The 25,669-nt window shown below is 52.7% G+C and carries 32 protein-coding genes; 20 read left to right on the forward strand and 12 right to left on the reverse strand.

Annotation, left to right across the window (positions count from 1 at the left end; translation table 11 throughout):
• Positions 1-2: 2 nt before the first annotated feature.
• The gene (locus tag R6H26_RS08255; protein ID WP_404789901.1) at positions 3-1,301 is read right to left on the reverse strand and encodes a hypothetical protein; all 1,299 of its coding nucleotides are present in this window, start codon (positions 1,299-1,301) and stop codon (positions 3-5) included.
• Positions 1,302-1,582: 281 nt separating this feature from the next.
• Here R6H26_RS08255 and R6H26_RS08260 point away from each other — a divergent pair, with 281 nt between their 5' ends.
• Positions 1,583-2,161 (forward strand): SRPBCC family protein, encoded by a 579-nt coding sequence (locus R6H26_RS08260; protein ID WP_404789903.1) that lies wholly within the window; start codon positions 1,583-1,585, stop codon positions 2,159-2,161.
• A 6-nt stretch (positions 2,162-2,167) separates the two neighbouring features.
• On the opposite strand, the gene R6H26_RS08265 is transcribed toward R6H26_RS08260, so the two are convergent.
• Positions 2,168-2,305, reverse strand: a complete 138-nt coding sequence (locus R6H26_RS08265; RefSeq protein WP_404789904.1) for a hypothetical protein — start codon at positions 2,303-2,305, stop codon at positions 2,168-2,170.
• On the opposite strand from R6H26_RS08265, the gene R6H26_RS08270 reads away from it, so the two are divergent.
• From R6H26_RS08270 to ndk, 4 genes are all read left to right on the forward strand, one after another.
• The gene (locus R6H26_RS08270; RefSeq protein WP_404789906.1) at positions 2,304-3,179 is read left to right on the forward strand and encodes an MBL fold metallo-hydrolase; all 876 of its coding nucleotides are present in this window, start codon (positions 2,304-2,306) and stop codon (positions 3,177-3,179) included. The two genes, R6H26_RS08265 and R6H26_RS08270, sit on opposite strands and share 2 nt — an antisense overlap.
• Positions 3,180-3,258: 79 nt before the next feature.
• On the forward strand, positions 3,259-4,032 hold the full coding sequence (locus tag R6H26_RS08275) for an SDR family oxidoreductase (protein ID WP_404789908.1): 774 nt from the start codon (positions 3,259-3,261) through the stop codon (positions 4,030-4,032).
• Between the two features lie 78 nt (positions 4,033-4,110).
• Positions 4,111-5,259, forward strand: coding sequence for an alanine--glyoxylate aminotransferase family protein (locus R6H26_RS08280; protein WP_404789909.1), 1,149 nt, complete (start codon positions 4,111-4,113; stop codon positions 5,257-5,259).
• A gap of 104 nt (positions 5,260-5,363) precedes the next feature.
• On the forward strand, positions 5,364-5,813 hold the full coding sequence (gene ndk / locus R6H26_RS08285; protein ID WP_404789911.1) for a nucleoside-diphosphate kinase: 450 nt from the start codon (positions 5,364-5,366) through the stop codon (positions 5,811-5,813).
• A gap of 63 nt (positions 5,814-5,876) precedes the next feature.
• On the opposite strand, the gene R6H26_RS08290 is transcribed toward ndk, so the two are convergent.
• The gene (locus tag R6H26_RS08290) at positions 5,877-6,644 is read right to left on the reverse strand and encodes a TerC family protein (RefSeq protein ID WP_404789912.1); all 768 of its coding nucleotides are present in this window, start codon (positions 6,642-6,644) and stop codon (positions 5,877-5,879) included.
• 280 nt (positions 6,645-6,924) lie between these two features.
• Here R6H26_RS08290 and psaM point away from each other — a divergent pair, with 280 nt between their 5' ends.
• On the forward strand, positions 6,925-7,017 hold the full coding sequence (gene psaM / locus R6H26_RS08295) for a photosystem I reaction center subunit XII (protein ID WP_404789914.1): 93 nt from the start codon (positions 6,925-6,927) through the stop codon (positions 7,015-7,017).
• 257 nt (positions 7,018-7,274) lie between these two features.
• Here psaM and R6H26_RS08300 read toward each other — a convergent pair whose 3' ends face one another.
• Complete coding sequence (locus R6H26_RS08300) at positions 7,275-7,400, reverse strand: hypothetical protein (RefSeq protein ID WP_404789916.1); 126 nt, start codon at positions 7,398-7,400, stop codon at positions 7,275-7,277.
• 196 nt (positions 7,401-7,596) lie between these two features.
• Between R6H26_RS08300 and R6H26_RS08305 the strand changes: the two genes are divergently transcribed.
• The 3 genes from R6H26_RS08305 (at position 7,597) to R6H26_RS08315 (ending at position 8,903) form a co-directional block, all read left to right on the forward strand.
• On the forward strand, positions 7,597-8,043 hold the full coding sequence (locus R6H26_RS08305) for a hypothetical protein (RefSeq protein WP_404789917.1): 447 nt from the start codon (positions 7,597-7,599) through the stop codon (positions 8,041-8,043).
• 96 nt (positions 8,044-8,139) lie between these two features.
• Positions 8,140-8,604 carry a hypothetical protein gene (locus R6H26_RS08310; RefSeq protein WP_404789919.1) on the forward strand — a complete coding sequence of 155 codons (465 nt, stop codon included), beginning with the start codon at positions 8,140-8,142 and terminating at the stop codon, positions 8,602-8,604.
• Positions 8,605-8,654: 50 nt separating this feature from the next.
• On the forward strand, positions 8,655-8,903 hold the full coding sequence (locus R6H26_RS08315; protein WP_404789921.1) for a hypothetical protein: 249 nt from the start codon (positions 8,655-8,657) through the stop codon (positions 8,901-8,903).
• Between the two features lie 16 nt (positions 8,904-8,919).
• Here R6H26_RS08315 and hisA read toward each other — a convergent pair whose 3' ends face one another.
• The gene (gene hisA, locus R6H26_RS08320) at positions 8,920-9,693 is read right to left on the reverse strand and encodes a 1-(5-phosphoribosyl)-5-[(5-phosphoribosylamino)methylideneamino]imidazole-4-carboxamide isomerase (protein ID WP_404789923.1); all 774 of its coding nucleotides are present in this window, start codon (positions 9,691-9,693) and stop codon (positions 8,920-8,922) included.
• A gap of 232 nt (positions 9,694-9,925) precedes the next feature.
• Between hisA and R6H26_RS08325 the strand changes: the two genes are divergently transcribed.
• The 3 genes from R6H26_RS08325 (at position 9,926) to R6H26_RS08335 (ending at position 12,328) form a co-directional block, all read left to right on the forward strand.
• Positions 9,926-10,249: a hypothetical protein gene (locus R6H26_RS08325; RefSeq protein WP_404789925.1), complete on the forward strand. Its 324-nt coding sequence runs from the start codon at positions 9,926-9,928 to the stop codon at positions 10,247-10,249.
• A 72-nt stretch (positions 10,250-10,321) separates the two neighbouring features.
• Positions 10,322-11,827, forward strand: a complete 1,506-nt coding sequence (locus tag R6H26_RS08330) for an AAA family ATPase (protein WP_404789926.1) — start codon at positions 10,322-10,324, stop codon at positions 11,825-11,827.
• A 147-nt stretch (positions 11,828-11,974) separates the two neighbouring features.
• Complete coding sequence (locus R6H26_RS08335; RefSeq protein ID WP_404789928.1) at positions 11,975-12,328, forward strand: DUF1257 domain-containing protein; 354 nt, start codon at positions 11,975-11,977, stop codon at positions 12,326-12,328.
• Between the two features lie 67 nt (positions 12,329-12,395).
• On the opposite strand, the gene R6H26_RS08340 is transcribed toward R6H26_RS08335, so the two are convergent.
• The 3 genes from R6H26_RS08340 to R6H26_RS08350 form a co-directional block, all read right to left on the reverse strand.
• Positions 12,396-13,133, reverse strand: a complete 738-nt coding sequence (locus R6H26_RS08340) for a circadian clock KaiB family protein (protein ID WP_404789930.1) — start codon at positions 13,131-13,133, stop codon at positions 12,396-12,398.
• Between the two features lie 118 nt (positions 13,134-13,251).
• Positions 13,252-14,628 (reverse strand): type IV pilus twitching motility protein PilT, encoded by a 1,377-nt coding sequence (locus R6H26_RS08345; RefSeq protein ID WP_404789931.1) that lies wholly within the window; start codon positions 14,626-14,628, stop codon positions 13,252-13,254.
• Positions 14,629-14,771: 143 nt separating this feature from the next.
• Positions 14,772-16,502, reverse strand: coding sequence for a diflavin flavoprotein (locus R6H26_RS08350; protein WP_404789933.1), 1,731 nt, complete (start codon positions 16,500-16,502; stop codon positions 14,772-14,774).
• Between the two features lie 132 nt (positions 16,503-16,634).
• On the opposite strand from R6H26_RS08350, the gene R6H26_RS08355 reads away from it, so the two are divergent.
• The 4 genes from R6H26_RS08355 (at position 16,635) to R6H26_RS08370 (ending at position 19,236) form a co-directional block, all read left to right on the forward strand.
• Entirely contained in the window at positions 16,635-17,201 is a 567-nt protein-coding gene (locus R6H26_RS08355) for a hypothetical protein (RefSeq protein WP_404789934.1), read from the forward strand.
• An 84-nt stretch (positions 17,202-17,285) separates the two neighbouring features.
• Entirely contained in the window at positions 17,286-17,966 is a 681-nt protein-coding gene (gene nblR / locus R6H26_RS08360; protein WP_404789936.1) for a response regulator transcription factor NblR, read from the forward strand.
• Positions 17,959-18,483 (forward strand): DUF192 domain-containing protein, encoded by a 525-nt coding sequence (locus R6H26_RS08365; protein WP_404789938.1) that lies wholly within the window; start codon positions 17,959-17,961, stop codon positions 18,481-18,483. Before nblR ends, R6H26_RS08365 begins: the two co-directional genes overlap by 8 nt.
• A gap of 618 nt (positions 18,484-19,101) precedes the next feature.
• On the forward strand, positions 19,102-19,236 hold the full coding sequence (locus R6H26_RS08370) for a hypothetical protein (protein WP_404789940.1): 135 nt from the start codon (positions 19,102-19,104) through the stop codon (positions 19,234-19,236).
• 65 nt (positions 19,237-19,301) lie between these two features.
• On the opposite strand, the gene R6H26_RS08375 is transcribed toward R6H26_RS08370, so the two are convergent.
• Complete coding sequence (locus tag R6H26_RS08375) at positions 19,302-20,615, reverse strand: aminotransferase class V-fold PLP-dependent enzyme (RefSeq protein WP_404789942.1); 1,314 nt, start codon at positions 20,613-20,615, stop codon at positions 19,302-19,304.
• 128 nt (positions 20,616-20,743) lie between these two features.
• Here R6H26_RS08375 and R6H26_RS08380 point away from each other — a divergent pair, with 128 nt between their 5' ends.
• Positions 20,744-21,091, forward strand: coding sequence for a BON domain-containing protein (locus R6H26_RS08380; RefSeq protein WP_404789944.1), 348 nt, complete (start codon positions 20,744-20,746; stop codon positions 21,089-21,091).
• 70 nt (positions 21,092-21,161) lie between these two features.
• Here the strand turns inward: R6H26_RS08380 and R6H26_RS08385 are convergent, their stop codons facing one another.
• A complete protein-coding gene (locus tag R6H26_RS08385) occupies positions 21,162-21,449 on the reverse strand; it encodes a hypothetical protein (RefSeq protein WP_404789946.1) in 288 nt (95 codons plus the stop codon).
• Between the two features lie 411 nt (positions 21,450-21,860).
• Here R6H26_RS08385 and R6H26_RS08390 point away from each other — a divergent pair, with 411 nt between their 5' ends.
• The 3 genes from R6H26_RS08390 to R6H26_RS08400 all read left to right on the forward strand — a co-directional run bounded on the left by R6H26_RS08390 (position 21,861) and on the right by R6H26_RS08400 (position 23,434).
• Positions 21,861-22,190, forward strand: coding sequence for a hypothetical protein (locus tag R6H26_RS08390; RefSeq protein WP_404789948.1), 330 nt, complete (start codon positions 21,861-21,863; stop codon positions 22,188-22,190).
• Between the two features lie 171 nt (positions 22,191-22,361).
• Entirely contained in the window at positions 22,362-23,009 is a 648-nt protein-coding gene (locus R6H26_RS08395) for a DedA family protein (protein ID WP_404789950.1), read from the forward strand.
• 2 nt (positions 23,010-23,011) lie between these two features.
• Positions 23,012-23,434 (forward strand): hypothetical protein, encoded by a 423-nt coding sequence (locus R6H26_RS08400; protein ID WP_404789952.1) that lies wholly within the window; start codon positions 23,012-23,014, stop codon positions 23,432-23,434.
• Positions 23,435-23,438: 4 nt separating this feature from the next.
• Here the strand turns inward: R6H26_RS08400 and R6H26_RS08405 are convergent, their stop codons facing one another.
• Together R6H26_RS08405 and R6H26_RS08410 are read right to left on the reverse strand one after the other, a co-directional pair.
• The gene (locus R6H26_RS08405) at positions 23,439-24,665 is read right to left on the reverse strand and encodes a glycosyltransferase (RefSeq protein ID WP_404789953.1); all 1,227 of its coding nucleotides are present in this window, start codon (positions 24,663-24,665) and stop codon (positions 23,439-23,441) included.
• On the reverse strand, positions 24,665-25,669 hold the full coding sequence (locus tag R6H26_RS08410; protein WP_404789955.1) for an NAD-dependent epimerase/dehydratase family protein: 1,005 nt from the start codon (positions 25,667-25,669) through the stop codon (positions 24,665-24,667). Before R6H26_RS08410 ends, R6H26_RS08405 begins: the two co-directional genes overlap by 1 nt.

Below are 25,669 nucleotides of genomic sequence, written 5' to 3' on the forward strand. Positions count from 1 at the left end.
CCTTACCAGCGCGATCGCCGTCCTAAAAATTCCTTTGGAGAGACCTGGGCGTCGAGGGAGGTTGCATTGCCTTTAACCCCTTGAAACCAGCTAGAGAGACCCGTTAGCGTCTGCGTTAAATCTGGGGAGATCGCGCCCGCAGGCGACTCGACCTTGTGCGTTTCCCACAGTTGAGCCACCTGTGCGGTCCATTCTTCTGCCTCAGTGCTGCGGGTTTTCCAATGTTGGATGGCCGTTTCGTATTCGCTGGCCTGTTGCGCCTGACGCAGGACCTGCTCCTGGAGATCGTTGACCTGCTGCTCTAGCTGTTCCGAGCGAGTTTGGGCGACTTTCCCATCCTGCTCCAGTTCGTGAGCCGTATGCTGAAGCTGAGCCTGGAGAATGGATTGATTGGACAGCTCGTTTTGCAACTCCGTAATCTGGCGCTGTGCTTTGAGCAGAGTGGAGCTAATCCCCTGAATGAATTGATCTTTTTGAGAGTCGGGACGATTGCGATCCTTGAGGGCTGCAATCATATCTTCCCGTTGGGCTAGCATCTCCTCCGCCTGCTGCAGCTTTGTCTCCAGCGATCGCGCGGCTAAGTCGCGATTCCGAAGTTCCGTTCGCAGGCGGTCGGCGGTCTTTTGAGCGATGATTCTCTGCTGCGTTTCTTGCACCATCGAACCTTGCAGCGCGTCGAGCTGGGCAACAACTTGCGCTTTTTTGTCCTTCAGGCGATCTATCTCAGCCCCGTCCTGCCAGACCTGAAGTTGTAGCGCTGAGAAATTAGCCTCCTTTTGGCGGACCAAAGCGTTTGCTTCCGCCAATTCAGTTTGCATGGACTGAATCTGCTGCTGTGCCGCCTCTAATTCCGTATAAAGCGTTTGCTGGTCGGCCACTTGAAGCTTGAGCGTTTCGATCGCCTGTTTTTGAATGTGAGAGAACGCTTCCGTCGTTGCAAGCTGACCTTCTAAAAATTCTTGGTCGATCAGCTTTTGCTTGAGCTCGTCGATGTAGAGCTGACATTGATATAAAGCCTGCTCTAGTTGGCAGATCCGCTGCTCCTCAGAAGGCGGTTCCCCAGACGCAGAAAGCTGAATCGACTGAGCGACCTCGCTCAACAACTCAGAGACCAAAGGCATCGACATCCCCAGCTCGGGAGACGGCTCAGGCGGGTTGTCCTGGAAATTTTCTACCATCACGCTCTCCTCGCGGTCATCACGATCGGCTGAGTCAAGGGGCAGGGGCTGGTGGGAGGATTGCACCGCCGATTCTGTCAGCGCTCCCTCGCATTCCCACAAAATTTCTAGTTGCTGTTCCACGATAGATAGCCCGCAATGTCTTAAACAAGTAGAGCGCTCGATTCGATCGGCCCGACGCGCCATTCGATCGAGACACTTACGGATTGACCCCAAGTCTTACATCGAGACATCGATGCTTTAAGAAGTTAACTGTTATTATGGCTCACTCTTGCATAGGCGTCAGGCTAGATGGGAATCCTAGGGAAAATGTAATGCACCTATAGGCAAAAGTCGAAGAAGTGCAATACGATATCAGCCAATACCAGCCAATACGAGCTGGCTTAATCTTAAATTAATTAATTATGGTCGCAGCCGATAACATCTCTTTATCAGAATTATCGAGAGCCTTTGCCCCGGAGGACTCCGCGTTCTTCAAACTTTTACAGGGTGAAGTGGTACTAAAGCCCCGCGCCTACAATGCTCTAGGCGGAGCCATCACCGCCCAGATGTATCTACCCATCGCGCGATCGCTGGTATGGCAGCAGATTACCGACTACACCCGTTGGGTTCAGTTTTTTCCCGATATCGTCCGGAGCGAGATTCTGGAGAGCAATCCGCTGCGCCCCCACCGAGGGCACCGTCTCTATCAAGCGGCTCGCAAAAACTTTTTAGTATTCACCGCTCAGGTCGAAATTCACCTGCGGGTCTTTGAAAACCTGCAGCGCCAGATCCGGTTTCGGATGGAGCGCGGCAGCTTTGATGACTTCTCTGCGGAACTCACTTTAGATGATTGCGGTGACGGCACAATTTTGACTTACTCGGTCGAAGCAACGCCGCTGATTCCGGTTCCCAGCCTGTTGATCGAACAGGCCATGCGCCACGATCTGCCGGGCAACATGCGACAAATGCGACAGGTGATTTGTGCCGGGGTTTCGAGCTAACTAGCCTTACAGATTGGCTTCCGTAAGGGCGCAAAGCCTCGCACCCTTACGGAAGTGCTGCCATGCCCCCAATCTCAGGGTTCCAGCGGTCTGCACTAGAATAAAACTAGCGCCAATCGATCGCGGACCTCCTAAAAACGACATGGCTCATCTCACCCAACGGCGAATCGAAAACGTACCGGGCGATTTGTATGTAGATAGCACCTGTATCGACTGCGATACCTGCCGCTGGATGGCTCCAGATGTGTTTCGTCGCGATCGCAGCCAGTCGGCAGTCTTCCACCAACCTGCCGACCCGCAAGAACGGTTGCGGGCGTTGCAGGCATTACTGGCTTGTCCCACAGCGTCGATCGGTACGGTCGAGACGCCTAAGGATATCAAAGCAGTCCAGCAAAGCTTCCCCATTCCCGTGACGGAGAACGTCTATCACTGCGGCTATCATGCTGAGAACTCCTACGGTGCAGCGAGCTATCTGATCGTTCGTCCAGATGGGAATGTGTTGGTCGATTCCCCTCGGTTTGCACCGCCGCTCGTAAAGCGGTTGGAGGAAATGGGCGGAGTGCGCTATCTTTACCTGACCCATCGCGACGATGTAGCGGATCACCAAAAATTTCACGACCATTTTGGTTGCGATCGCCTTCTCCACGAGGACGACATTACCCAAGGCACGCGCTCCATCGAAATGCCGCTCTCTGGTGCCGATCCGATTGCGTTGGCCCCAGATTTGACGATCGTTCCCGTCCCCGGTCACACCAAAGGCCATACCGTTTTGCTTTACGGCGATCGCGTTTTGTTTGCGGGAGATCATTTGGCTTGGGATGACGAACTCCAGCAGCTCATTGCCTTTCGTCGCGCTTGCTGGTACTCGTGGCCGATATTGCGGCAGTCTATGAAAACATTGCTGGACTATTCTTTTGAGTGGGTTTTGCCCGGTCATGGCAGACGGCATTACGCTCCAGCTCCAGCGATGCATCAGGCTCTCGAGCAATGCATTGACTGGATGGAAGCGAATCCTTAGTGCTTAATGGCATCATCGATATGCGTCGAGTCTCGGCCATTATGGGCCATCATCCACCCGAGCAGTAGGATTAAAAATCATGACAAAAAGACGAGTTCTCGTGACAGGCGCGACGGGTCGGACGGGGACCTTAGTCCTGCAAAAGTTGCGGCAGCATCCCGCGCAGTTTGATGCGGTTGGCTTTGCGCGTTCCGAAGCAAAGGTTAAAGAACAATTTGGCGATGTCCGAGGCTTTTTCTTCGGCGATATCAACCATCCCTTCAGCCTTAAGCCAGCGCTGGCTGGCATTCAGTCCCTTGTCATCTTGACCAGCGCAGTCCCGCAGCTCAAAGCGCCTCCTCAGCCTGGAGAACGCCCCGAATTTGGATTCGAACCCGATGGAACGCCGGAAGAAGTGGACTACATCGGCCAGAAACACCAAATCGACGCGGCGATCGCCGCCCATGCAGACCACATCGTCCTAGTCGGTTCCATGGGCGGTACCGACGAAAACCACCCCCTCAACCAGCTCGGCAACGGCAACATTCTGATTTGGAAGCGCAAAGCAGAACAGTACCTCATCGATTCCGGTATCGACTACACCATCATCAGAGCTGGAGGGCTGCTCGATAAACCCGGTGGTATGCGAGAACTGCTTGTGGGGAAAGATGACCAATTTTTGGCCCATCCTCCCAACGGCATCCCCACCTCCATCCCCAGGGCAGACGTTGCCGAAGTCGTCGTGCGGGCATTGCAAGAGCCAACCGCTAGAAATAAGGCCTTCGATCTGATTTCAAAGCCAGAAGACGATCCCTCCGCGTCTATTACAACGGACTTTGCCGCGCTGTTTGCCCGAGCCACGGCTGGATTGTAGGGGAAAGGGCGATCGCACCAACCCCCAACCCGATACACTCAAGGGTATGTCCAAACGGCGTTATTCCGGTGCCCAACGATGCAAACCCTGTCCATCATCCCCCCTCAGTTCCCCAACCTTGCGCCCCTATCTTTACCCGAGCGCTTGCTGTTAGGCCCCGGCCCGTCTAACGCCAACCCCGCTGTTCTCGAAGCGATGAAGACCCCTCCCCTCGGACATCTCGATCCGGCTTTCTTAGGGGTAATGGATGAAATTCAGGCATTGCTGCGCTACGTTTGGCAAACTCAGAACCCGTTGACCATTGCCGTCAGCGGTACGGGTACCGCAGCCATGGAAGCGACCATCGCCAATTCCATCGAACCCGGAGACAAAGTCTTAATCGGCGTTGCCGGATACTTCGGCAACCGCTTGGTCGATATGGCAGGGCGCTATGGTGCAGACGTGCAGACCATTACCAAGCCTTGGGGACAGGTATTCTCCCTAGCAGAGCTGCGCGCTGCCATGGAAACCCATCGCCCTCGGATTTTAGCCTTGGTTCATGCGGAAACCTCCACGGGAGCCTGTCAACCCATGGCCGGAGTGGGCGATCTGTGCCGAGAATTTGACTGCCTCCTCCTTTTAGATACCGTCACCAGCTTGGGCGGCGCGCCCGTCTTCTTAGACGAATGGGGCGTAGACCTAGCCTACAGTTGCAGCCAGAAAGGACTGGGTTGCTCTCCTGGTGCCTCGCCGTTTACGATGGGCGATCGCGCCATGGAAAAGCTCCATCAGCGCAACACCAAGGTCGCAAACTGGTACCTCGATATGAATCTGCTGGGTAAATACTGGGGTAGCGAGCGGGTCTACCACCACACCGCCCCCGTTAACCTTTACTACGCCCTCCGAGAAGCACTCCGATTGTTGGCCGAGGAAGGCATCGAAAATAGCTGGCGACGGCATCAGCAAAACGTGGAGTACCTCTGGGCAGGGCTTGAAGACATGGGACTCCAACTTCACGTCGACCGAGAATTCCGGTTACCCACGCTGACCACGGTGAAAGTTCCCGATGGCGCAGACAGCAAAGCGATCGCCCGCAGACTGCTCGACGAATTTAACATTGAAATTGGCGGTGGATTAGGCGAACTCGCCGGAAAAGTTTGGCGAGTGGGACTGATGGGCTTCAACAGCCGCAAGGAATCCGTCGATCGACTGCTCGAGGCGCTGCGCCAGCTTCTGCCAGGGAAATAGGAGGAAGATTGGTTTTACTTTCTGGGGAGGGCATCAATTACTTTACAAAAGTCCCATCATTTCCCAGCATAGAAAAGGACAACAACCCCTGGTGGAGAAAATCTGTGGAACGTACATTTTTAGCAATTAAGCCGGACGGCGTGCAACGCAAACTGGTCGGCGAAATTCTAGGCCGCTTTGAAGCGAAGGGGTTTACCTTAGTGGGGCTGAAGCTCGTGACCGTCAGCAGAGCGCTGGCAGAACAACACTACGGCGAGCATAAAGACAAGCCATTTTTTGCCGGACTGGTTGACTTTATTACCTCCGGGCCAGTCGTAGCAATGGTTTGGGAAGGAAAGGGCATCGTCGCTTCCGCTCGCAAAATCATCGGCGCAACCAATCCTCTCAACTCCGAACCCGCGACCATTCGGGGCGATTTTGGGGTGGACATCGGACGCAATATCATCCACGGCTCCGATGCACCTGAAACGGCAGTTCGGGAAATCGACCTCTGGTTTAAGCCGGAAGAACTTTCGGATTGGACTCCTACGCTTTCGACTTGGATTTACGAATAAGTAGAGCCGCTGCATTGTAGGGGCGCGCGACCTTGCGCCCCTGCTGAAGGGTTGCTCCAGACTCTATTTGGTCACTTTCAAATCTTGGGGCGTCTGAACGACTTCGCTGACGATCTCGACCTCAGATGCAGCAGGAGAGATTTGGGTTTGCTCGTCAGATCCATCCACTCGCTTAGAAAATCCCCAAGCGAACAAACAAGCAATGACGGATATCATGAGCCATTCAGGCGGCACAATTCGATCGTTCAACACTTTGAGCAATAACCTGGCGCCAACCAATGCCACAGTCGCGTAGCCGGCATCCTGCAAGTGGACGAACTCTTTGAGCCAGCGGATGAATAGCTCGGCCATGAGCCGGAGCGTCATAATTCCAATGACTCCGCCTAAAATGACAAGCCAGCGATCGTTCACCAAGGCGATCGCCGTCGTCACGCTATCTAAAGAAAAGGCGAGGTCCGTCACTGCAATCAACGGGATCGCTTGCCACAGAGTCGTAAAGCGAGGGCCGTGGTGCTGTCCTTCCTCCTCATCGGATAGAAAATACTGCAAGGACAGCCATAGCAAGTAAGCGGCCCCCAACAGCTCAAACTGCCAGTATTGCACCACCCAAGTTGCCGTAAAAATCAGCCCCATCCGCATGGCGAAAGCTGCCACCATGCCCAGATTGAGGGCTTGACGCTGGAGCTTTTCGTTTTCAATCCCTTGGACTAGGGCTGCCAGGGCGATCGCATTATCCGCCGACAAAACCGCTTCCAAGCCCGCCAAAATAGCAATCAGAAAAACGGTATGAATCCCAAAATGGGAGGGAAGTTCGGAGAGTTTGTCTAGCATTCGAGTTCTGAAGGGATCCGTCAATAATTTTAGAGCGTTACGCAAGCTTGCGGCTTCGATGCCGAAGCTCCACCTATCAACCCTAACGTTAAATCAAGCTTTGCGCACTCTCGATCGCGATATCTCAAGGTTCTTAGCCCTTCAGAGAACGGACCGCTTCATTCTGCCGACCCTTAAGATTTTCCCCAGAGAGTGTTGCATGATGTAACAAAGGATTCCGTTGGGGGTCACTTTGACGGACATTGTGAACTATCAACGCAATTTCAAGGAGCTTGTCCTTATGTTGTCAGATACCCAGGTCTTCGTCGCACTGGCGATCGCCCTTATCCCTGGTATTCTTGCACTGCGCTTATCGACCGAACTTTATAAGTAACTTTATAAGTAAAGGTCTTGGCTAAAAATCGGCACATTCTCTCGTAGAATGTGCCGATTTTTTTAATTCGGGTTGGAACGGCAGGCGAGTCCAGTCGTTCCCATTGCCTTTAAACGAGGGGATCGCCACCCAGTAAGGTTCCCAGACAAATTTACTGCAATCGTTTTCGAGCAGGAACCTCGACCTCCTTTGCTCGGCTCAGATCTTTAAACCGATCGAGTCGCCTCAAATGTCATTTTTTGTACAGAAAATTAAATTTATTGTTGACTTTCGCCAACGGGCTTCGCTAGAATCTCAGCGCGTAAATTCTTTTTGCGTTTGCCAGACAGAACGGGCATCTCCGAACATCCGGTGGGTCGATCGATCGACGTCGCTTCGCCCATTGCAAAGCTTCACCTCCTCACGCTGCAAAAATTTCCATAAACTCAGCTCTCATCTTAAAAATCTCAAGATTTTAAGATTTTGGAGACAGTTTGGCGTGCTTTACATTCAGCGTTGAAGAAATTATTAATATCGCTATCTTTCTTTAGCCTTCTAGCCTAGAATCGAAACAAAAATAACCACCACGGCCTTTTGACTATGAGCGCACTACCCAATTCCGTTCCATCCCCCCGCGATCGCGGCTCCAAACATCCATCGACCGATCGCGCTCGCCGAAAATCTTCCTCCCGCCGGCGCGATCGCGAGCAACAGGCTGACTCTGCTGCTGTTGCTCGGTCTGAAGAACATACTGCAAGAATCTGGGAATCGGGCTTGATTTTAGGGGTGAACGCAGTGCTGATCGGAACTGCTGCGGTAACGCTAGCCAATTTGGTTCCGTATCAGCTAACCCAGCGGGCAAAACTCCAGGAAATTAGACGCGAAGAGTCTCAGATCGCCCAAAGCCTTCAAGAGCTCCAACAGACCTACCAACGCAGTCAGTCGCCAGAAACAGCTCAGCGTATTGCCCAAGAGCAGGGGAGTTTGATGCGTGCCAATCAACTCAAGGTGTTTCAAATTCCTCAAAGCCCGCAAAAGGTTCAATAAACTTTAAGAAACGATTGGGTAAAGGCCTTTAGAATAAGGGTGGGTAGAGTCAACGCGCTCTGCCCATTTTTTAGGTCTTTTCGCTTGGAATCTTTTATGTCAGCAGATTTGATGCCTTCCAACGTGACCGACGTTCCTGCCGATGCCTACGTCGTGCTGGGATTGGCCACCTGTTTTATTAAGGAAGACGGTAAGCTTCAGCCGTTAAAGGTGGTAGAACCCATTCCCTCCGCCGCTTTGGAAGCGCTGTGCAAAGGCATTGAAACCTCCTACGAAATGGCGATCGCCACGACCTTCTCCGCTGCTTTTGTCGAGGGCGAAGGTCGAGTACCCGATGGCTTCCCCACAGACGTACAGCTTTGCGAATCCTTTGAAGAACGGCTCATGGCAGCTACCCGCAGCTATCGATCCTGCGCTTCTATCCAGTCGCTGCTTCCCCTCGGCGGGGCTAAAACCGACTTTAACTATTCCACCGAGCGCAAGCGCATGCTCAACGTCGAGCGGGTGATTCGAACCGAAGACAATGTGAAGCAACACGCCTATACCCATCAAGTTCTTTAGTAAATCCAAGAGTAAACCCAAGGTTTTGACTTAGGAGAGCAAGCATTCCCATGATCCTCACTGGTCCCGGATGGCAGATGTTAGGTATTATCCTAGGCTGGAGTTTTGTCTTCTTCCTCGGTTCGAGCCTGTGGACTTTTTTTAGAGAGACGGTTCGGGTGAGTCAGCGCTTGCACCAAATTCCCTGCGCGAACTGTCGATTTTGCACCAATAGCTCTTTTCTGAAATGTACGATTCACCCTCAGTCAGCGCTGACGGAACAAGCAATTCAATGCCCGGATTTTTGTCCGAACGCTTGAGCGGTCTGGATAATCCTTAGGCAAAGGAAGACTGCCCCAGATCTGTTGGGACATCTTGCCAGCGCCCCGGCCCCACAGCTCTCAATGCTTCGGTTAAGGATAAATTTCCCGTGTAGAGCGCTTTTCCGACAATCGCACCGCTGACCCCGAGAGGTTCCAACGCCAAGAGACTTAGTAGGTCGGTCATGGAGCTCACGCCGCCAGAGGCAATAACAGGCACAGAGACTGCCTCTGCCATTTCCCTCAACATCGGCAAGTTCGGACCTTGCAGCGTTCCATCGCGCTGAATATCGGTGTACACGATCGCAGCGGCCCCTTCGGCGGATACGCGCTGCCCTAAGGCAATCGCCGAAACGTTTGAGGTTTCCAACCATCCGCGAGTGGCTACTTTGCCATCCCGCGCGTCAATCCCCACCACAATTTGACCGGGATAGCTCTGGCACAGCTCCCTCGCTAAATTTGGATCCTCAATCGCTGCCGTTCCCAAAATCGCGCGTCGAACGCCCATTGCTAAGAAACTCGCGACTCGCTCCCGCGTCCGCAGTCCGCCCCCCACTTGGACGGGAATCTTGAGGGTTTCCACAATTCGAGCGATCGCTGCTAAATTGACCGGCTCCCCCGTCTTAGCACCATCCAGATCGACCAGATGGAGCCATCGCGCCCCTTGCTCCGCCCAGCCTCGTGCCACTGTTACCGGATCTTCTGCAAAGACCTCAGACTGCTCGTAATCGCCCTGGTACAAACGCACGCACCGACCACCGAGTAAGTCGATCGCTGGGATCACATCCATGGAAGTTTCCTTTAGTCGCTAATATTTTCGAGCGCGCTGGAGCTGGCTCAACTTCTATTGAAACAGCTTTTAGGACCTCAGCAGCCGAGCTCCGAGCGAAATAAACCTTAGGCATTGTTCGACGAATATTAAGTAATGTGTCTTTTTTGACGTCATGACAGCATTCCGTCTTGACAGCCTTTGCGACAGTGGGTAGAGTATGAAGACACACCCGGGAAAACGTGTAAGCCTTATGCAAGACAAACAAAAAGTCACGTTATATTTGCCGCCTGAGCTTCATCGCGAGCTTAAGATTAAGGCCGCAGTAGAAACCGAGCCGATGTCTGCAATTGCAGAGCGCGCGCTTACGTTCTACATTCAGCACCCGGAGGTTGTCGAAGAGGTTGAGGCATCCGTTTTAGGCGCTACCCATCAGGTGTACAACTGTCCTGAGTGTGCTTCTTCTGTAATTTTGCGCTCCAGCGAGCTGATTTCCTTAAAGCACCAGCAATCCTTGCTGAGCGATGACGGTCTTCAGGTTGCTGTTGCCGAACCTTTGGTTCCGGCTAGCGTATAGCAGCAACGCTCCCTTTAGGGGAAGTCATAGGAACCGAAAGTAATTCGCCAACTCTAACCTGAGGTGATGGCTATGAGAGAAGAGCTTAAAATTCTAATTAAAGCTCAGTACCCGCTGATTTATTTGGTCACATCCGAGGAGATGCGTGCGGAGCAGACCATATCTGCTATTGCTCATGGCGAACGCCCTCAACTTAAGGTTTTTACCTGGACTCAAACCCATGGATTGATCAGCGTCGATCAGCCTCGTCAGAGGAGCCATCACAATACGGTCGCGCCTGAAATGGCCATTCAAGCCGCGATCGCCGAGAAAGAACCCTCAGTTTTTATTTTCAAAGACCTTCACCCCTGTTTTTCTCCGCCAGTCGTTCGACTGTTGAGAGATGCGGCGTTGGCTTTCAAAGGCACGGACAAGAGTATTATCCTCGTGTCTCCGATCCAGCAAATTCCAATTGAAATAGAGAAGGAAATCGTCGTCCTCGACTTTCCGCTGCCTACGATTGCAGAGCTGGACGAAGTTCTCTCCAGCCATCTTCCCCCTAACTCGCCAAAACTGACACCTGAAGTCCGAGAAAAAATGCTGAGGGCATCTCTAGGGTTGACCCTAGACGAAGCTGAGAAGGTTTACAAAAAGGCCAAGGTTACTTCGGGGCGTCTGTCGGAGCTCGAGCTAAGTATCTTCTTGGCAGAGAAAAAACAGCTCATCCGCCGCAACGGCATCTTAGAGTTCATTGAAGAAGACGAAACCATCGACTCAGTGGGCGGTTTAGGGGAGCTCAAAAGTTGGCTGAAGCAACGAAACTTTGCGTTTACAGAGCGCGCCCGCGAGTACGGATTGCCCAAACCTAATGGCATGTTAATTCTAGGCGTTCCCGGCTGCGGCAAGTCCTTAATTGCCAAGACGACTTCTCGGTTGTGGGGGTTACCTCTCCTGCGACTCGATATGGGCCGCGTCTACGATGGTTCGACGGTCGGTCGTTCGGAGGCGAACTTGCGGGAGGCCCTCAAGACTGCCGAGTCTATCGCGCCCGCTATCTTGTTTATCGACGAGATGGATAAGGCCTTTGCCGGGAGTTCCGGGTCTGCCGATTCTGACGGCGGCACTTCAAGCCGTATCTTTGGCTCGTTTCTGACTTGGATGCAAGAAAAAACATCTTCGGTGTTTGTGATGGCAACGGCCAACCGGGTGGAGCGCTTACCGGGGGAATTTCTCCGAAAAGGGCGTTTTGATGAAATCTTTTTTGTAGATCTGCCCGTTAAAGAAGAGCGCGAAGAAATCTTTAAAGTTCACCTGTCCAAGCGACGCTGCGACATCTCGCGATTTGACATCGAGCAGCTGGCAACCGTTTGCGATGGATTTTCAGGATCTGAGATCGAGCAGGCAATCATTGCGGCCATGTACGAGGCCTTCGCTCAAGATCGAGAGTTTACGCAGCTCGACATTATTGCTGCCAGTCGAGCGACCATACCGCTGTCCCGTACCATGACCGAACAGGTCACAGCGCTACGAGACTGGGCCAGACAGCGGGCGCGTCCAGCAGCAGCTTCCGTCGCCGAATACCAGCGGCTGGAGTTCTAACAAGTTTTCTTCTGAAACCCCTCAGAAGGAAAAACTAGCCCAGTGCTAGTTTCACAACCGCATCAATTGGATTTATCGGATTGAGCGGCGTCTTCAGTCAAACAGTCAAATGTTGTATACCTCATCATCAAGTGGAGAATTATTACCATGTCACACTTCAGCACCCTCCGAACCAAAATTACCGACGCTGAAATCCTCAAAACTTCTTTGAAGGATCTGGGTATTCAGCTGAAAACCGAAGCCGACGTGCGCGGTTATCACGGTCAAAGAGTTCGGGCTGACATCGTCGCCGTACTTGAGGGCGAGTACGACCTAGGTTGGTCGAAGAATACCGATGGTACCTTTGACCTCATTGCCGACCTCTGGGGCGTTGCCAAGAAACATAATCAAACAGAGTTAATTAACTCGATCAATCAAAAATACGCTATTAACAAAACACTGGTTGAAGCTCAGCGCCCTGGCCTCCAAAATGCTAACGTCAAGTTGGTTGTGCATAGCTAAATTTCTCTGCGCGTTCCCAAAACATTTTAAGCCGCCTGTCTTCAGGCGGCTTTTTTGCGGCTGGCCGTCAGGCGAGATCCAGCAATCTCAAAATGCGATCGCGTTTGTCTAAGGTACCTACAATTCGGCGGACAGGGGGCGGCCAAGTTTTAATCAGGGTTGGTGTTGCGGCAATGCCGTCTCGTTCTGCGACCTCAGGATGTTGCCGAACGTCTACGATCCGGAGCGTGTAAGGACAGGTGAGGGTTTGCTCTAAAAATTGATGGAGGCTTTCAAGGGCTTGGATGGTACTTTTGGTCTTGCCATTGATAAACAAACGCAGCACGTAGCCCGACAGTGTATTGGAGAGATCTGGGGCGATCGCAGATCGAAAAGAGGCCAGGTGTTCTAGGTTCAGGACTAAATTATGCGGTTCCCAAAGCTGCGGAAATTGCTGGCGATAGCGCTCTAAAAGATCGGCAGTACAGTGACTTTCAGTATCTTCGCCGATCTGCCAGCGGTCGAGCGGCGTATTGAAAAGGCTTTGGAGGAGAGGTCGATATTGCCATACCCTGGGCTTGACTTCGGCAGCAATTTTTAAGGTTTGGGTTTTAGGGTCTATCCAGCGATCGACCGTAGCCGTAAAGCAATGGGTCAAAAATAAAGGGGCTTCGGGCAGGCTTAAAACTTGAGCGACTGCGGAGCACAAGTGGATGTGCCAATGCCCTTGCTTTGCAGGATCGATGCAGTAGATTGCATCTCCGCCTGGGGTAAACAGCGCTAAGCCTTTGAAAGTTTCTGGAAAACTGGGGTAGGACAAACCCATCAATTGTTTTTAGATACGCTACATCACAACTTTGCCAGATTTTACGCCCATGGGAAGGGGGTGTCTTTTAGTCCGCTACACCCCCCCTTCCCCTAAACATCTCGAGCGCGAAGCAGCATCAAACCCGCCCGCGCAGAATCTGTGCCATTTCGTTCGGTTTTGGTGACGCTTCGAGAGCGGTCTCTTCGTCGACGCGACCTTCTTCGTACAGTTCGTAGATGCACTGATTCATCGTCATCATGCCATCGTAGGAACATTGCGGAATGAGCTGTTCGATCGCCTCAATGTCTCCCCTCAAAATATAGTCTTTTACCGCATCGGTGTTGACCATAATCTCGTGGATGGCGGCTCGCTTCCCATCAGTGGTGCGCAATAGAGATTGCGCGATCACGGCCACTAAGGATTCTGCTACCTGCATGCGCATAGGACCCTGCTCGTCTGGGTTGTACAGGTTCAAAATCCGTTCGATAGTTTTGACAGCACTGTTGGTGTGCAAGGTCCCAAAGACCAAGTGGCCGGTTTGGGCCGCTTTGAGTGCGGTATTGACGGTCTCGCGATCGCGCATTTCCCCGATCAAGATGATGTCAGGATCTTCCCGGAGAGAAGCTTTGAGCGCGTTATCGAACTTATGAGTGTGAATGCCCACTTCCCGTTGCCGGATCATGGATTTGCGACTCTTGTGTACGAACTCGACGGGATCCTCAATAGAGATAATGTGCTTGGGCATTTCCGCGTTGATGTAGTCCACCATGGCCGCGAGGGTGGTGGATTTGCCGGATCCGGTTGGCCCCGTGACGAGAATGAGTCCTTTTTGGTAAAGGCACAAATCTCTGAAAATCATCGGAAGGCTGAGTTCTTCCAAGGTTTTGATGCGCAGCGGAATCAGCCGCAGCACCATGCCGGGACCGTATAGACTCACAAAAATGTTGATCCGCACCCGTACCAATCCTTCGTACTGATGGGCGCCGTCAAACTCTAGATCGTGGTGGAACTGCTGAATTTGCTCCGGCGATAGAATTTCTTCTAGCCAGTATTCAAAGGTGCCGTTATCGGTCACTGGATAGTTGGTGGGAATCATTCGACCGCGATCGCGAAACCGAGGCACCTCGCCGACACCGAGGTGAATATCGGAAAAGTCGTTATCGTAAGCTTCGTTAACGAGGCTTTCCAGCGTCAATCCATTGAGAGGACGCCTAGGACTTCGCATCGTGGACTGGGTTGGCTCTGCTCGTCCAGCAGCCTGGTGGGCAACGGTCGAACCGCCAACCGCCGTGAAGGGAATTGTATCGTTAGAATCGGGATGGGCCTTGGTAACGCCAGGGAATTCTAGACCGGGGACGGCATAGGTTTGAGTAGAGGAGCTGTGACTTGACAGTTGATTTTGGGTGGGCGTATCAATAGACATCGTGGGTTCCCCATCGTTGTGCGCCATGGGAAAGTGAGGGGGGGGCGGTAGAGGGACTTTAGGGGAAGGTAAGGGCGATGGGTTTGACATAGGGATAGGCCACTTCCAAAAACGACACGACAAGTGTGAGACGTTTAGCCCGATACAACGGCTAAATGATAAAAAGGATTTGTATTAGTATTGACCGGCAAGCCTTCGAAAATAACGTTTTGCCTTTAAATCTCAACGGCAACTCAGTAATGATTGCCAGATTTACGGTGGTGGATAGCTGTTAGACGATCGGGGTCGATAACAGCTCCCGCCTCAATAAGGGCGTATACCAGCCAGTGATCGCCGCAGTCCATCCGATTGTCGACCGTGCATTCTAGGTAGGCAACGGCATCTTTGAGCGTCGGACATCCGTTTTGAGCGGGCTGGGTTTCAACCCCTACAAACCGATCCTCGCCGGGACTGAAAGGTTTCAAGAAGTGTTTCATCAGCCCTAGGTGTTTCCCTTCGCCCAAAATATTCAGGACAAAGGCGTTGCCGCGATACAGCAGCGACTCGATGGCCCGATCCTTGGCAACGGCAACGGTCAGTCCCGGTGGATTGAAGGTCGCTTGGGCCACCCAGTCTGCCAGCATCGCACTGCTAACCTCGTCCTGCCGTGCGGTGACGACGCACAACGACCCCACAATGCGACCTACCGCCTGTACCGTTGGGTCTACCTGGGACTCTAGGCTGACTTTCTGACGAGATTGACGCGTCTTTTTCGCTTTTTTGAGACTTTGAGCGAAGTCTGTCCCTGCTTCTTCGCAGTGTTGCAACGTGGCAGCTGTTGGTTTGAACTTGACGCGGATCGTCTCAAATCCCAACTGAAAACCTGCATCTTTGAGCTTGCTCTCTAGAAGGTCGATCGCCTCGCCACTCCAGCCATAGGAACCGAAGACGCCCGCTAGCTTGAGCTTGGTGGCGCTTGAAATTGCGATGCCAAGAGCCGTCATGACCTGGGTGGGCGCGTGACCGCCGAGAGTGGGCGACCCAATAATGAACCCATCCGCTTTTTCAATGGCAGCCTGCACTTCTTCGGGGGCAGACACTTCGCAATTGATCGACTCGACTCGGACGCCAGATTTGGTGATGCCTCGGGCGATCGCCTGAGCCAAGGTCGCGGTATTCCCGTAGGCCGAAGCGTACAGGAGCGCTACAGCCAATTCCTGTGCCTTCTGCGCTTGACTCCACGTTCGATAAGCTTTGGTTAAATCTTCAAGGCCGTATTTAACGAGAGGGCCGTGTCCCGTGGCATAAAGTCGGGCGGGGTATTCTGCCAGTTTGTCGAGGATGCTTTCCACTTGACGGGCGTTGGGAGCCATCAAGGAATCGAAGTAGTATTGCCGATCTTCTTGAATCGTCTGGAATCCCTCATCCAGTACTTGATCGCTGCAAATATGGGCTCCAAAAAATTTATCGCTAAACAGAATTTGCGTCGCGGCATCGTAAGTGCAAATGCTGGTCGGCCAGCGAGGCGTGGAGGTGGGAATGAGAGACAAACGGTGACCGCGGCCTAAGTCCAGCGTTTCATCTCCGCGTACGATTTGTACCGTTGGGGTTAGCTCCGGGAGCGCCTCCTTCAGCACGATGGAACCTGGATTGGAGGCAATGACAACCGCCTGGGGTGCAATGGCTAAAAGGGCTTTGAGGGTAACGCAGCGGTTGGGGTTCACCCGTCCCATAATGATGTAGTCGATCGTCGTCGGGTCGATCCGATCTTGAAGGGAACGCAAAAATAGCGCGGTAAAGGTTTCGCCGGGGGGATCGATCAGGGCGACCCGATCGGCCCTCAGCAGGTAGGTATTGGCGGTGGTGCCGCGCTGAAGACCGTACTCGATTTCAAACTTGAGGCGAGTCCAACTGCGCGATCGCAGGATCGTGGTTTCCGCTGCGATCGGCATGACCTGAACGTCTCTCGGTTTCGCTTCTGCCATGACCTTAAACCTTAAATGACGTATAAAAACCGCTTAGGTCTTATGGTAGCAGCAGCGATCGTTCTTGACGGCTTGACGGTAGGTAGAACGCCCCAACATGCTCGATTCAATCCATTACACTGGATAAATAGCATGAAACCACCTATCGACAAACCTGCAAAACCCCCTATGGCTGATAGATCGCCCATTTTGCACCTTCTGTTGGCGGCATTGGTGGGAGGAGCTGTTGCATTTGTTTTATCGCAGCTTCAGTTCAGTTTGTGGATCGAACCGACGGCATCCAGGGATTCTGCCCCCCCCGTCATAGAAGTCGCCCCAGAGTCTGTGCCGCAGGTTTCTGCGTCGCCCTTTCCAGGTGCAGGCGCTCCAAAGCCGTTGGCCAACGGTCTGCGCGTGCGCAATGCAAGTCCCCATACGGTTAGGGTGGTTTTGCTCTCTCAGCAGTCGAACCAAGCTGCTCGACCGACCGCAACTCCCTATCGCGCTCCCATACACTGGGATTTTGCTCCCAATGAAGGCAGCAAAGGAGGGCTATTGCTTTCATTGCCAGAAGGCAATTTGACCTTGCAGACTGGAGACGTATTAGTGGCCTTTGCCCTAGATGGTTCTCAACGGTACTGGGGACCCTACGTGGTCGGAGAAACGAGCGGGCTAACCCAGTCGGCAGCGTTGGAATGGCAGTTGGAGATCGCACCCTAAACTCTGCTCGAAACCTTTTCAAAATCTTCGTTTGCTGCATCTGTTGTATAGTCTCCTGTATTCGCACTGTGGAGAGTTTTTGTAATGCCGGGTTCCACGATTCTTGTTGCGGTTTCCGATGCTGCCCTATCTTCAGCCATGAGTGCAGACCTCGAGCAATCTGGCTATGCGGTCCAGCATGCCCATAGAGCGAATGAAGTATTTTTGAAAACAAAAGAAATTCAGCCCGACCTGCTGGTGATTGAAGAGCAGTTTGCCCAGGATTCTGGACTCGATGTCTGCAAGCAATTGCGCCTGGACGGCGTTGTCTTTCCGCTTTTAGCCGTGATGAATGCCGACACCGTGGAAGATCGCGTCGCTTGTCTTCTGGCGGGTGCCGATGACTATTTCGTGAAGCCCTACCGCAGCGAAACCTTTGTCAAGCAAATCCGTCTTTACCTTCAGCCTGCCAGCGCGAGTCAAGGAGAGTCGCTTAAATTTGACAATCTGGTTTTAGATTTGAGCGCGCGGGTGGCTCTGCGAGGCGGCCAAGTCATCAGCCTCACCATGAAAGAATACGACTTGCTCAAATATTTGATGGAGCACCCGCGAGAAGTGCTGACGCGCGACCAAATCTTGGAAAATGTCTGGGGGTACGACTTTTTAGGCGAATCGAACGTCATTGAGGTTTACATCCGGTACCTGCGCCTCAAAATTGAAGGAGAGGGAGAGAAGAAATTGATTTACACCGTGCGGGGAGTGGGCTATGCCTTACGGGATGCCTGAGCGACGACAACTGCTACCTTTTGTTGGTGTTGTTTGCTTTATCGGTCTGCTGCTCGCCTGCAATCCCATTCGTCAAACTCAATCCGAACCCAAGGCAATGGCTTCAGCCGTTCCCCGCACGCCAGCTCAGGTTTTACCCATTACGGCAACGGCCAAACTCGGCGATCGCTTGTTCGAGCTGGAAGTTGCAAAAACGCGCCAGCAGCAGGCCATAGGACTCATGTATCGCACCTTTTTGCCGTCCAACCGGGGGATGCTGTTTCCCTTTTCGCCCCCGCAGTCCGTCCAGTTTTGGATGAAACACTGCCTGATCGCTTTGGATATGATTTTTGTGCGCGGAGGCAAGGTCGTCGCGATCGCTCCCAATACACCCCCTTGCAAGGCCGATCCTTGTCCGACCTATGGCCCCAAAGAACCCATCGATCGAGTCATTGAGATCCGGGGCGGACTGGCTGCGAGCATTGGACTGAAGGTAGGCGACCCGGTTGAGGTGCAGTGGCTCAAAACCCCTCGATAAGTTTGTGAAAAATTCGCAAGCGATCGATAGCGTCTATACCTTTAGACGTATTTTTTTTGCACCCAGAAGGAAGATTTTAGCGCCATAATTATTCCCTTAAATCTAGGACGATCTTCCTACAAGTAAGGCAAAAGTTTATTTCTTAACAAATGTTTATCTACCTTTATTTTTAGACACGCAGTTTTAAGCAAATTCTAAAGAAAATCTAAACGCTTTATTTTCAGGTTATTTGGCCTAACGATTTCCCTGTGGCGATTGCAGGGATCGCTCTCCAAAAGTACGTCTTGTTTTGAAACCTAAAATAAAGGTGTTAAAGAATTTCGCTGGAACCAATTCTATAAAAACGAAACTCAAACATTTTTGCGTTGACGCCTCGACCGATCCCCGATTCCTTAGAAAGCGCTTAAAGCTAGTGCTGGATCGGCAAGTTTCAAGCCATCGAGTTTAAAACTAACTCCGTTCCTTGATTTCTGACACAATAAAGCAGCCATAAATCTTGTGACACATTCAAATTTTTCTTGTCGGTATTGTAAATACTACGAATTTGCAGGCCATCGCGGGGGCGAGTGCCAACGTCTTGGAGTACCCGTAGAGGGGAAATGGTCCGCCTGTCCTTTAATGATCCCAGCCGTTAACCCTACGACTAGGACCATTGACAAGTTGGCGCTGACAGAGGCTCATGCTTCTTCGCTGCTTTACCTGCGCGTCTCGGCCAATGTAAAACTCGACCCGCCAGAATTGGCTTCTGCATAACAGCGTTGAATAGTTTCCCTCTAACGATCGGTTTGCTGTCGAGCAAGGATTCGCTCGGCTTTTGCCTAAACTTTACTTTGCACCATCTGCCTTAGCTTCTCGGCCAAGGTATCCACTTCAGCCTCTAGGGTTAAGTAATGCAGGCAAACCCTGATGCAGTTCGGATCTGCAATAAGCCGCATCATAATCTGCCAATTTTCTAGAACCTGCACCCATTCTTTATGGGACTGCCCCTCCACTTGAAAAGAGACCAGCCCTGCTTCTGGAGGAGCGGTGCGGAGGGTGCGAAGGCTGGGAATGTCCTGAAGGTGCGACCACAATCTTTGACTCAGGCTGTAAATGCGCTGGTAGCGCTGGGCTGGACTGCCCCACTGCCGATGGGCTTCAATCGCAACCTGCAACCCTCGGTAAAGTGGAAACGCAGAGGTGGCCATTTCAAATTTTGTGCCGTCCTGCTTCCAGCCTGTCGGGCAACCCGATGCATCCACGCAAATGCCGCGCCAGCCGATAAAGGTAGGTTGCAGCCGATCGTGCAGGGCGGGTCGGATGTAGAGTCCCCCAACGCCATCCGGGCCGCACAGCCACTTATGACCGGTAAAGGCATAAAAGTCTGCGTCTAATTCTGCCAAGTTTAGGGGCAGGACCCCGACGGACTGGGCGGCATCGACCAGTAGCAAGACGTCGGGGTTTTGTCGGCGGCAAGCTGCAATAATTTCGGCCAATGGCAAGACCTGACCCGTATTCCAAAGAATGTGGCTCAGGACGACGAGACGGGTATCGCGCTGGATTCTCTCGGCGATCGCCCCCACGGCATCGCCTTCATTCAAGGTGCCCTGTACGGGGCAAATGTCGATTTCAAGCCCAAACCGACGGCTCAGTTCTCGCACTGCCGCTACAATTCCTGGATGCTCGCAGTCCGTAATGAGAAGGCGATCGCCCTTTTGCCAGGGCAACCCCCACAGGGCAATATTGCAGCCCGCAGTTACGGATTCTGTCAGGGTAATTGTATTGGCAGAAACCCCCAATTCCTGGGCAATGGCCAGATGGGTGAGTCCGATCTGCGCGGTGACGGATTCCAGCGCTTTTTTAGAAAAAGGCCCATGCTGCTGCATGAGGGTATAACTTTCTAGAATGGCATCCAAGGCCGCCTTTGAAAGCGGTCCCTGTCCGCCATAGTTGAAGTACAGCTTGTTATTGAGGGCTGGAAACTGCTGGCGATAGGTTTCTAAAGCGATGGGCGGCGCGAGATCGGACATGACGGGTTCGAGTTGAAAACAAGAAGGACGGGTTTGGGTGCCCTCATACTGTATCAAACCGATCCGTCCGATCCGCCTCGGCCATCGAACCAAGTCCCCTCCGCGATCGCCGGGGGCGCGCACTAGAATAAACTCAACGTTTTGTTTTTAAATCCTACGGCAGCAAAGATTGATGAAGACAGTTCTCAATTTAAGGTGAAAAACCCTTAAAATTGCCGTTAAAGTTGAAATATCGCAATAGGAGCCTCATTATGAGTTGGTTAAAGCGAATTTTTGGTCAAGACAAGCCCGCAGACCCCCAAGCTGCTATCAACGCACCAGCCGCAATGCCCGCTGCGAGTGGAGAATCAATTCCCGCAGAGCGCGTGGGATTGAATGGCGAATATGACGAAAGCGGCTTGGCCAAAAGAGTCGCACTTGCCTTCGATGAAAATTCAGAATTAACCGATGAGAACGATCTCTGGGTTGCCCAGACCAGCGGCACTGTAGTCTTGAAAGGAAAAGTTTCCAGCCAAGTCGCGCTCAACAAAATGATTGAGGTTGCCAATGAAGTGAATGGGGCAACTTCGGTCGATACATCCCAGGTGACGGTTGCTTAGCGCTCGAGTTTTCATCGCGTCTGCGGCTGAAAAGATCGAACCTCCAAAACCGCGCTCGACTTTTGAACGATCAGTTCAGACGCGATGCTTCCTCTTCTAAAATCCAAATCGCATAGGCTTTGGGCGTTTGCGTGATCGCGGCATCGTTGCCGTTGTCGTAAAGTTTGCCCAAGATGTCCAACGCTTTGTCGCGGTCTTTGATGGTCTTAAAAAAGCTGTAAAGATTGGAACCCAGGGCGATCGCAGGTAGTTTTTCCTGCGTTCCGTCAATCTGAATGTGACAGGTTTCGTAATCGTCCTTGGTGAGGAAAAGCTTGTGCTTGAGCGCTGAATCTTGAGACTGAAGAACTAAACCCATGGCCTGACTCCCTAATTTCGACTGCCGTTGATGAAAACTGGTTGAAAGATTGAGAAGCCGCGAACGCTGCATTCGCCTGCTTCTTTTATTAAGATATGTAACTTACCTCTGGTTCGAACACCGTATTTTTGCGGAGATCGTTGGGGTTTATGAGAAATTGGGCCTCAATCCGCTCGACGGGGAAAGACTTAGTAGATCGCAAACTTCTTGCGCTCGATCCCCCTAAATCCCCCTTAAAAAGGGGGACCTTAACTCTGAAGCCCCCTTTTTAAGGGGGTTGGGGGATCGAGTGTAACAATATCAAGCGCGCCAATGAGGCTCCCGATCGCATACCCTAGAGGGGTGTAGGGGTTTGTAAAGTTCAAACCTGTCAAGATCTGTCACGTCATTTTTGCGTAACGCAGTTTACTTATGGCGCAAATCCGAATTGTTGAAAGCTTCGATACCAGCTTTACCCTCAGCCCAGATGCGAAGGAAGCGCTGTTTGCGCTTTTAAGGGGTGAAACTTTTGCCGCGCAGCTCGTCGAACAGCTACAATGCGGGGCCGTTGAGTTTACCGATCTGCTGTTCCAGCCAGTGCCCTATAGCGCTGGCACTCCCAAAGGAATGCCGCCCGAATTCGAACCTTATTTTGAATCGTCCGAGCACGCGATTGTAAACGTGCCGCCAAACTTTATGTTTAAGGCCAAAATCTTTAGTCCCAGCCGACTCTGTGCGGTATACCGTCTGGTGAAAAATTGAACGTGCCTCTTTCCGGATGCCTGGGAGCATTGGGTACCCTAAGAGAGGCCGATTTCTCGTCAGATTTAGCGGAAACCTTGTCAATCCTAAGCTTAAATAAAGGTTAAATTGACAGGCCTTCGATTTTCGCGTCAATATTGAGAAGTGTAACTTTGCTTAAAGGCGAATTAAATGTCCTTAGAGTTGATCCCTCTGGAAAAATTAGAAGAAATTGCTCGTATTTACGGATACTGGGCAGTTTTATTGGGGATCATGCTAGAAAATCTGGGAATTCCCTTGCCGGGGGAATCTATTGTCCTCGTCGGCGGTTTTTTGGCCGGTCGTGGCGATTTAGGGTTTTGGCAAGTTTTAGCTTGTGTGATTTCCGGCGCGGTAGTGGGCAATACCTTTGGTTATTGGGCGGGCGTCTATGGCGGATGGCCGCTGGTTCTACGGGTCAGCCGCTGGTTTCGCATCGACGAGCAGAAATTGCTTGATGTTAAGCAACGGTTTAGCAATAACGCGGCGAGAGCGGTCTTTTTCGGACGCTTTATTACGCTGTTACGGATTTTTGCCGGGCCGCTGGCAGGCATTGTAGAAATGCCCTTTGCGCAGTTTATGCTCTACAACGTCCTGGGTGCAGTGGTTTGGGCTTCAGCGATTGTGACGGGTGCTTATTTTGCGGGGCAGTGGGTGGACTTGGAGCAATTGATCCGATGGGTGAGCCAGTTTAGCGTTGTGGTACTGGGGGCGATCGCCGCTTGGTTCGTCCTTCCCCTAGGCGTGAAGCTCGTTCGCAAAACTTGGTTTAAGCCCGCGAACGAGACTGAGATACCTTAGGCATGACAACCCTTGCAGATCGTCTAGAGTCTCTGAAGGCAGGGATGGTAGCAGGCAGTACGGCTGCTGGAGCGGAGGGCGCGATCCAATTGATTCAGGGGCTATCTCATGCAGGAAGTTCGGTTCTCTACGGATTGGACTTGGGGTATTGGGTTGATGTGGCGATCGCCGCATTTTCCGGCTTTCTGTTTGGCGTGACCTGTCGTTATGCCATCCGTAAAGATGAGAATCCTCATTTGTCGTCAGGGGTAGTGCTGGCCTTCGGGTTAGTGCGAGGATTGGCTCAAGTCCACGGACAAGACCTAAACCCCTCGATTTTTCCCCTAGTCCTCTTTGCGTTACTAGAAAGCATTCTCCTGTTTGCGATCGCCTACGTCGGTCTATCGACTGCCATGCGAGCGGGTTGGATTAAGCCCAGTCTTTAGAGCGTTACGGTCTTAACGTTTCCGTTTGGCCAGACAGGGCGGCTTCCATCACTTGCTTGAGCCAAGGTACCTCTTGAGCTAGATTGAATTCCCGTTCCACCTTGAGGCGTCCGGCTTGTCCCATCCGCTGCCGGAGCTCTGCGTCATCTAGAAGCCGATCTAGGCTTTGAACCAACGGTTCCACGGCACCAGGCGGAATGAGATAACCATTGATGCCAGCCTCCACCAGTTCGCTAATGCCCGCGATCGCTGTGGTAATGACGGGTACTCCAGCCGCAAGGGCTTCCATAAGGGCCACGGGCAATCCTTCGGAGAAGCTGGGTAAAACAAAAATATCGCTGTCGCGCAGATATTGGCAGACGGCATCCTGAGACTGATACCCAACAAATTTGAGATGGGGGGTCAGCTTTAAGTTTGCGGCTAGGGTTTCGAGGGCATGGCGATCGGGGCCATCCCCCACGAGGGTCAGAATCAGTTCGGGATGGCGAGGTACGACTTGTTGAAGGGCTTGAAATAAAATCGGTAGACCCTTGGCAGCAGAAAGACGACCCGTATAGAGCAGCCGTTTGCGCCCTGGTTGATGGCTAACAGGGGTAAATCGCTGGAGATCGACGCCACAATGGACAATATGAAGCTTAGGCCATTGGTCAGACGGGCAAAATAGCATGAGCTGAGAGCGGCAGTAGTAGCTGATGCAGCTCACAAATAGCGCCTGCTCTACTTTGAGATCTAGCCGCCAGCGATAGGGTTCGAAAAAGATGGCGGGGCCGTGAATGGTAAAGCTGAAGCGGATGCCTGCAAGGGTTGCCGCAATCATTGCCACCGTGCAGCTTGAGTCAGCCAGATGGTTGTGGAGATGCCGGATTTGACGCTGCTGGAGGGCATGGGCAAGGGTGCCTGCTTCGATGAAATAGAAAAATTGGTAGAGGAGGGCTTTGAGACCCGGCGATCGCCCAACCCAAGCCAGCTTAAGTCCCTGGGCGTAGCGGCGGGGAGAGCTGAAGAGGAGGGAAATGTGGGCGCGGAGGAGATGGGGAAGGTGAGGGGGGAGGAGGGTGACGGTGCGATCGCGTTCGGCCTGCTGTTCTGGACCGACGATATGTTCGATGCCCGTGGGACGGACGGAGAAGGTATGGACTTCCACGCCGAGGTTGCGCAGCCCTGCCACTTCGCGCTGAATGAAGGTATCGGTAGCCCTCGGGTATTCTCCGGTGAGGTAGGCAATCCGCATTAGGACTGTGCCTCCTGTAGTAGGTCGATGTCGCTGAGCGATCTCGAGAGGGCTTCTTGGAGCGAAAACCGAGGGGTCCAGTCTAGGTATTGCTTTGCACGAGTGTTGCTGTAAGCCAACGGTTTAAAGCGGGCGTGAACTCTGGCTGGGACGAGCAGTCCAGGGGGATTGGCGGGCAAGATACTGGGGAGTCGTGCCGCCCAGCGCGAAATTTGATTGACGATGGCCCAGGGCAGCACGAGCTGGGGCGGTAGATCGGGCAACACCTGCCGGAGCGCCTCGCGATAGGCTTTTTGGGTCGGAAGATCGTCATCGATCAGGTTGATGGTGTGGCGACTTTTGGGGGGATACTGGATCGCCTGCACGATCGCATCGGCGCAGTGTTCGACGTAGAGCAGCGGCAGGATGGCGCGATCGCCCACGCAAACCCACAGCCGATCTTTCAGGTTAACGCCCAAAGACGCATTCCACAGATGATCCTTGCCGTAGACAATGCCAGGGCGCAGGATCGTCAGCAGCGTGTCGGTTTCCGTTGCAAACTGGCGCACTAAAATCTCTTGGGCGAGCTTGGCTTGCGTATAGCCATCGCGGCGATCGGGCCGAGTTTCGAGGGGGAGACTTTCTCCCAAAATCGTGCCAGGGCTTAACGCCAGGTAGTCGTAGACCGAAAAACTGCTGATGGCGATCAGGTGTTGCACGGCAGACGTTTTCATTGCCGCGACCAGAGCCTGGGTTGCCCGCACCGTACCCTGACGCTGTTGCTCTCGGGTGCCGGACATGACTGCGGCTAAATGAACGACGGTATTGATGCCCTCCAGGGTTTTGGGTAGACGCGCCGTATCTCCCAGATCGAGGTGCGTCACTTCCAGTTGGGGATGCTGGGGCCAAGGCAATGTTGGCTGGGGCGATCTCACCACGGCCCTGACGTCATAGCCTTTACAAAGCGCTGCCGCCACCACATAGCGACCGATAAATCCCGAAGCGCCTGTAATCAGTATTTTCAT

This window comes from Altericista sp. CCNU0014 (assembly GCF_044923475.1).
GTDB lineage: Bacteria > Cyanobacteriota > Cyanobacteriia > Thermosynechococcales > Thermosynechococcaceae > JAAURS01.